Below are 6,940 nucleotides of genomic sequence, written 5' to 3' on the forward strand. Positions count from 1 at the left end.
GACTTCAGACCTGCGCTCTTCCCATCTTTCCCCTTCCCGTCGCACCGCTCCCGACTCCCCACTCCCGACTCCCGACTCCCGAGTCCCGACTCCCGACTCCCGACTCCCGACTCCCGCCTCCCGACTCCCGACTCCCGACTCCCGACTCCCGACTCCCGACTCCCGACTCCCGATTCCCGACTCCCGACTCGCTCAGTAGTCAGTAGCCGCTAAATCTTATCAATTGTAGTAATGCTGGTAAGGGTGTTGCCAAATTTCAGGCACGAAGAATTGCTAAACCCTTTATCTGAAAAGGTTTTTCAGTCCCTGTTTCCTAAGGGCGGAAGTTCCCTCCTGGGTGCAGCGCTATAACTTTCAGCTCTATTCCTCTGAAAAATTTTTGGATAAATTTCTGATAAGCCATTAAAAATATTCTATTATAATGAGTAAAGTTCCTCTTCTACACACTGACCTAATCATCTACTATAGGGTCAAGTATATAGTCAAATCAGGTAATTGAAAGGATTTATCTGGCATTCGACCGTCTAAGGTAGTTTACAAAATTCCCAAACTAATCGATAATTTATTTCGATAGCAGTAGGTATGGTAACTCAGGTGCTGGATTACCATACCTACTGCATAAGTTTAGCGACAATCCTAAGGAGAGAAAGTAGTAGTTGCTGATGAACATCAATAGAAGAAATATCTTACTAGCAGGTGGTACAGCCATGGCGGCTTACACCTTGGGTGAACTGGGTAAACCTCGTAGAGCAGCCGCCCAGAATGAGGTAGTCAATGTCTACTCCTCTCGTCACTACAAGACCGATGATGACTTGTACGACAACTTCACCCGCATCACTGGTATTGAAGTGAATCTGATTGAGGGGAAAGCAAATCCATTAATAGAACGGATTAAAAGTGAGGGGGCGAATAGCCCAGCTGATGTCTTAATCACTGTTGACGCTGGTCGTCTGTGGAAAGCTGACCAGGCTGGTATTTTTGCCCCGGTTAATTCATCGGAACTCAACGCCAAGATTCCCGCTAACCTGCGACACCCTCAAAATCACTGGTTTGGGTTCACTAAGCGAGCGCGGGTGATTATGTATAATAAAAACAGAGTCAACCCTGCGGATCTGTCAACTTACGAAAATCTGGCTGATCCCAAATGGCAAGGTCGCATTGCTATCCGCTCATCAAGCAACGTCTATAATCAATCTCTGGTTGCGTCACTGATTGCCAGCCTGGGTGTACCAGCAGTAAAATCATGGGTCGAGAGCTTTGTGGGTAACTTTGCTCGCAAGCCTCAGGGTAATGATCGAGCCCAAATTGAAGCGGTTGCTGCTGGGATTGCGGATATTGCGATCGCAAATACTTATTATCTACCTCGCTATATTAAATCCGATGACCCTGCCAAGCAGGGGATATTCAAGAAAGTTGGTGTATTTTTCCCAAATCAGCAAAACCGGGGTGCCCACATTAATATCAGTGGTGGCGGCTTGGTGAAAACAGCTCCTAATCCAGGAAATGCTATCAAATTCTTAGAATATCTAACCAGCCCTACGGCTCAGACCTTCTTTGCTCAAGCTAATAGCGAATATCCAGTGGTTCCTGGAACACCGATTGATCCGGTACTTGCGGGCTTTGGTTTTCCCTTCAAGGAAGATCCAACCAGTGTTTCCCAATATGGACCTAATAGTGCTACAGCAGTTCAACTGATGGATATTGCTGGTTGGGTATAACAGTTGTAAATTAGGTGAAGTACTGTCGTATTAGGGAGTAGGGAGTAGGGAGTGGGGAGTAGCGCGCAGAAAGCAAAAACTCCTCTTTTCTCTGTTCCCTATTACCTTTTTTTTGAATCCAACACCATGAAGAATTAAGAATTTAGAATTAAGAATTAAGAATTTAGAATTTAGAATTTAGAATTTAGAATTTAGAATTTAGAATTTAGAATTCTGCCTTCTTCATTCTCCATTCTTCATTCTGCCTTCTCCATTCTCCATTCTTCATTCTGCCTTCTCCATTCTCCATTCTTCATTCTGCCTTCTCCATTCTTCATTCTTAATTCTTCATTCTGCATTATTATCCCTGAGATTTAGCAATCTTTAAACTCAATAAAATTACTGGAATAATCCCTACTAAAACAATCGCTAAGGCTGGTGCTGATGCCTGTATTAATCGTTCATCGGAGGCATACTGGTAAACTCGTACTGCCAGGGTGTCAAAATTAAACGGTCGCATGATCAGAGTTGCTGGTAACTCTTTCATTACATCCACAAACACTAACATGGCTGCTGTCAACAATCCTCCCCACATTAATGGGGCGTGAACTTTAATTAGGGTCAGCGTAGGTCCATAACCGAGACTGCGAGAGGCATCATCTAAACTAGGCTTAATCTTACCTAGGCTGGATTCAACGGTATTGAATGAAATTGCTAGGAAGCGTACAAGATAGGCGTATACTAAAGCAATGATGGTGCCGCTAAAAAGTAAACCAGTGGATAGGCCAAAGGTTGCCCGCATCCAGCTGTCAATGGTATTGTCCAACTGACCTAAGGGCATTAAGACACCAACTGCAATCACTGAACCAGGGATAGCGTAACCCATGGCAGCAGTGCGTACTGCTAAACGCATCCCTAGTTTGGGCACTAGACGTTGCCCATAAGCCATGACTAATGCTAAGACCATAGCAATCGCAGCTGTTGTAATGGCTAATAGTAAACTATTTGTAGCTAGCTGCCAAAAATTATCATCTAAGGTTTCCTCGGCATTTTTAATGGTCATGTGCAGCAAAAATGCTGCGGGTGCTAAAAATCCAAGAGCAATGGGAAGGAAACAGGCTAACAGCGCCAGTATGCCTCGGCCCCCAGTTAGTGAAAATGGCTTGATTCGTTGGTAACTACTGCCAGTCTCATAATAGCGAGATTGCTTACGAGACCAGCGTTCTAGTAGAATTAAAACAATTATGAATAGTAGCAAACAGGCGGCTAGTTGAGCAGCAGCTGACCTCTCACCCATTCCTAACCAGGTACGATATATCCCTGTCGTGAAGGTACTGACACCGAAATACTCTACTGTCCCAAAGTCGCTGAGGGTTTCCATCAGTGCTAAGGCCAAACCTGCCATGATCGCTGGTCTGGCTAGGGGTAGAGCCACGGTGAAGAAGCCACGCCAAGGGGTGCATCCGAGGGAACGAGCAGCTTCTAGGGTACGGACGGATTGCTCTAGGAAGGCTACCCTGGTGATCAGGTAAACGTAGGGATAGAGTACTAGAGACAACATTGCGATCGCACCCCACAGAGACCGGACATTGGGAAACCAATAATCCTGCACGCTAGTCCAGCCAAACAGCTGCCGCAGCCAGGTTTGTACGGGTCCAAAAAAGTCCAGCATATTGGTGTAAGTATAGGCAAGTAAATAGGCTGGTGCTGCCAGAGGCAGTAGTAGCGCCCATTCAAACACCCGGCTTCCCCAGAAGCGACACATGGTTACTAGCCATGCTGTTGAAACCCCAAGGATTAAGACTCCACTACTTACACCTAGGATTAACCACAGGGAGTTGACAATGTAACTGCCTAAGACAGTGGAGACTAAATGAGTCCATACTTCTGAAGAATCGGAGAACATACTGCCCAGCACAAATAGGACTGGTGCGCAAATTAGGAGTGCGATCGCAATTACCGAGACTGTCCAACCAGGCAAACCCAGACGATGCCATGGTTTGTTACCGCTCAATAGTGCTGAAATTTTTAGTGGCATCGGGAGTTTTCAGGCAAATGATTGTTTTGAGGAATGTTTTCAAGGAGCTGAACTCAGAGGCTGTTTATACAGTCAATGTATAGACAGCGATGAGTTGCTTAATATTGGTGGGTTACGGCGGACAGCTCTCTTCAAAGGTGAGCTTTTAAAGTACTCCCCGCCTAACCCACCCTACGCTAAACTCTTGCAAGTCTTTAGCAATAAACTATCCTATCAAATAATTGCTAACCTTGAACCAGAAGAAAATGATTTTTTTTTTCCGTTCAGGGGTTAAATTTTAAGATGCTTGAACTACAAACCAGTGAAGTCAAAGATATTTTGGCTCAGCAGCGCAATTTTTTCAGCACCGGTAAAACCAAAGATGTGGCATTCCGGATCGCCCAACTCAAGCGCCTCAAGCAAGTTATTTTAGAAAATGATACTGCCATTTTAGAAGGGTTGAAAGCCGACCTGCACAAGGCGGAATTTGAATCTTATGCTACCGAAATTATCCTGGTGCAGGAAATTGATCACACCCTCAAGCATATTAAATCCTGGGTCAAGCCCAAAAGAGTCCCGGTCTCAATGGCAAATTTTCCAGGCTCGGGTCAAATTTATCCCGAACCCTTGGGAGTAGTACTGATTATCAGTCCCTGGAACTATCCATTTGCTCTAGCCATTGCTCCTTTAGTGGGTGCGATCGCAGCCGGAAACTGTTGCGTGATCAAACCCTCTGAAATCTCCCCTCACACCTCTGGTGCGATCGCAGAGATTATCCAGAAAAACTTTGACCCTGGCTATATTGCTGTAGTGCAAGGGGGAGTAGAAACCAGTCAGGAACTGTTAGCAGAAAAATTTGACCATATCTTGTTCACCGGCAGCACCCAAGTTGGCAGAATTATCATGACTGCTGCTGCCAAACACCTAACCCCGGTTACTCTAGAGTTGGGGGGTAAAAGTCCCTGCATTGTGGAGACAGATGTGCCGATAGAGACTACAGCAAAACGAATTGTTTGGGGTAAGTTTCTCAATGCCGGTCAAACCTGCGTTGCACCAGACTATCTGCTGGTCAATCGGGAGATTAAATCTGATTTACTCGAACAAATCAAAGCCTGTCTCCATAAATTTTATGGAGACGATCCCGCCAAAAGTCCAGATTATGCTCGGATTATCAGTGATAAGCATTATCACCGTTTGAGTACCTTACTCAAGGATGGTGAGATCATAATTGGTGGACAAACTAATCCAGAAGACCGCTATATTGCTCCCACGGTCATCGACAATATTTCCTTAGAGGATAAAGTGATGGAAGAGGAAATCTTTGGTCCGATTCTACCTGTGATTGAATACAGTAATTTAGATGAAGCGATTGGGATAGTTAACCAAAGACCAAAACCATTAGCGCTATATTTTTTCTCCAGAGACAAAGCAAAGCAACAGCAGGTTTTGCAACAGACCTCTGCTGGTGGTGTTTGCTTGAATGAAACAGTTATGCATCTAAATGTTCCTTCCCTACCATTTGGTGGGGTTGGTGATAGTGGCATGGGTGCTTATCATGGGAAAGCTGGTTTTGATACCTTTTCTCACCAAAAAAGCGTGCTGAAGAAGTCCTTCTGGCTGGATTTGCAGTTGCGCTATGCTCCCTACAAAGACAAACTCGGACAGATCAAGAAATTTATTAGTGGTTAGTTATTATTGGTTTTAGGGAGTAGGGAGTCGGGAGTCGGGAGTCGGGAGTCGGGAGTAGGGAGTCGGGAGTCGGGAGTCGGGAGTCGGGAGTCGGGAGTCGGGAGTCGGGAGTCGGGAGTCGGAAGGTACCGCCGTCTTGGGGAGCCAGTTGCTGATCTCCCCATCTCCCCATCTCTTCATCTCCCCATCTCCCCACACTTCCCACACTTCCCACACTTCCCACACTTCCCACACTTCCCATCTCTTCATCTCCCCATCTCCCCATCTCCCCATCTCCCCATCTCCCTATCTCCCCACACTGGGCGCGGCGCTATAATTAATCCCTAATCATCATCGGACTTCTTAGGCTCATCCTCACACCAGACTCCACTGGCTAAGCCACTCCAGCAGATCATTTTCCATTTAGCCATGGATAGTTTAGGAATTTTAGCAACGAATAGCCAGTCAGAGTAATCTAGGTGCTCATAGATACCATCTTTGGCACCACTATGATTCAGCCAGCCCCAGCCAGAGATACCTTTATAGCCCCGGTGCTCCGTATCATCACCAAACCGGAAGGAGTATTGATGTTTACCGAAGTAGTCTACTAAATCAAAGGACTTGAACTTCTTAGACTTGATTGTCCCCTTACCCATGCCAATGTTGTACTTGCCATAGGCTTTCTCCGTGACATAGGCATCGTTGTCTTTATGTCCCACAATCTTGTAGCTAAAGTCGATATCCCAGTAGTCAGTTGTCCCTTTTTTGTAATTCTTCCCTTCTTTTTGTCCACCGAAGGCTTTTCCGTAGATGTGGATCTCACCTGTGCTGGTGTAGTCGAGGAATACTTCTGCCCCCTCGTACTCAAAATCAAAGGTATAGATATCTCTGGGATTACCAGTGAGCAGTCCATCAAGACGCAAGCCATAGGGTGGTGGACTGGCACTAGCACCAGGGTGATTGCAAAGTTGGAAGGTACACTTTTGTGGAGCAAATGTGGGCTTGAATGAGAAGGGAACTAAAAAATTGATCGGAATCTCAAACTCACAGTTGTAAGCGGATTCGTGGATATTTTCGTCAGGCATGATTTGCCCTCCATCAGGTAGTTTTGCAGGTAGTGTTAATCTCTCCCAATGGTCTCATAATTTACTAACAGGTTGCGGTACCCTTAAGGGTACCTTTTAGTTAACGTTTATTATAGCATGTTTCAGTTTAGTGAGATACAAAATTTGGGGGAGTAGGGAGCAGGGATTAGGGAGCAGGGAGTAGGGAGCAGGGAGTAGGTTTAAAAGTTTTTGGAGTGGTAATTTCGGGCGCGGTCAAGGGGGTGATAGTGGAAAAAATTATGTACCTCATGAGTATGAACTTTTTGATAGCTGGTCACTTTTACCTATGTAGAGTCCTGCTCTATTTGTAATATCATGTCAGGATAATTACCCTTAATAAAAATCTCCCTATCTCCCCATCTCCCCATCTCCCCAGACCTCCCACCCTCCCCACCCTCTCCTTAATTATTGCTATTCAACCAGACTTGATATAAATGTTATGGTTATCAGCA

The 6,940-nt window shown here is 45.5% G+C and carries 6 protein-coding genes; 3 read left to right on the forward strand and 3 right to left on the reverse strand.

All coding sequences use genetic code 11. The annotated features are described in order from the left end of the window. Together F6J94_RS27455 and F6J94_RS27460 are read left to right on the forward strand one after the other, a co-directional pair. Window positions 1–199 (forward strand): hypothetical protein (locus F6J94_RS27455; protein ID WP_293046132.1); only part of this gene is annotated, 199 nt, incomplete at its 5' end. Window positions 200–662: 463 nt separating this feature from the next. After that, entirely contained in the window at window positions 663–1,718 is a 1,056-nt protein-coding gene (locus tag F6J94_RS27460) for a Fe(3+) ABC transporter substrate-binding protein (RefSeq protein ID WP_293046137.1), read from the forward strand. A gap of 340 nt (window positions 1,719–2,058) precedes the next feature. Here the strand turns inward: F6J94_RS27460 and F6J94_RS27465 are convergent, their stop codons facing one another. Continuing rightward, window positions 2,059–3,735: an iron ABC transporter permease gene (locus tag F6J94_RS27465; protein WP_293019928.1), complete on the reverse strand. Its 1,677-nt coding sequence runs from the start codon at window positions 3,733–3,735 to the stop codon at window positions 2,059–2,061. Between the two features lie 282 nt (window positions 3,736–4,017). Between F6J94_RS27465 and F6J94_RS27470 the strand changes: the two genes are divergently transcribed. Then, on the forward strand, window positions 4,018–5,403 hold the full coding sequence (locus tag F6J94_RS27470; protein WP_293046140.1) for an aldehyde dehydrogenase: 1,386 nt from the start codon (window positions 4,018–4,020) through the stop codon (window positions 5,401–5,403). Here F6J94_RS27470 and F6J94_RS27475 read toward each other — a convergent pair. Both F6J94_RS27475 and F6J94_RS27480 read right to left on the reverse strand, forming a co-directional pair. Continuing rightward, a complete protein-coding gene (locus F6J94_RS27475; protein ID WP_293046142.1) occupies window positions 5,393–5,668 on the reverse strand; it encodes a hypothetical protein in 276 nt (91 codons plus the stop codon). The two genes, F6J94_RS27470 and F6J94_RS27475, sit on opposite strands and share 11 nt — an antisense overlap. Window positions 5,669–5,726: 58 nt before the next feature. Beyond that, the gene (locus F6J94_RS27480) at window positions 5,727–6,467 is read right to left on the reverse strand and encodes a hypothetical protein (protein WP_293046145.1); all 741 of its coding nucleotides are present in this window, start codon (window positions 6,465–6,467) and stop codon (window positions 5,727–5,729) included. Between the last annotated feature and the right edge of the window lie 473 nt (window positions 6,468–6,940).

Source organism: Moorena sp. SIO1F2 (assembly GCF_010672755.1).
In the GTDB taxonomy this organism is placed as follows: Bacteria; Cyanobacteriota; Cyanobacteriia; order Cyanobacteriales; family Coleofasciculaceae; genus Moorena.

What these genes read in the sequence shown, in the direction of transcription:
- F6J94_RS27480 (WP_293046145.1), bottom strand. Translation starts at nt 6,467, where the DNA reads ATGCCTGACGAAAATATCCACGAATCCGCTTACAACTGTGAGTTTGAG.
- F6J94_RS27475 (WP_293046142.1), bottom strand. Translation starts at nt 5,668, where the DNA reads ATGGGGAGATGGGGAGATGAAGAGATGGGAAGTGTGGGAAGTGTGGGA.
- F6J94_RS27460 (WP_293046137.1), top strand. Translation starts at nt 663, where the DNA reads ATGAACATCAATAGAAGAAATATCTTACTAGCAGGTGGTACAGCCATG.
- F6J94_RS27470 (WP_293046140.1), top strand. Translation starts at nt 4,018, where the DNA reads ATGCTTGAACTACAAACCAGTGAAGTCAAAGATATTTTGGCTCAGCAG.
- F6J94_RS27465 (WP_293019928.1), bottom strand. Translation starts at nt 3,735, where the DNA reads ATGCCACTAAAAATTTCAGCACTATTGAGCGGTAACAAACCATGGCAT.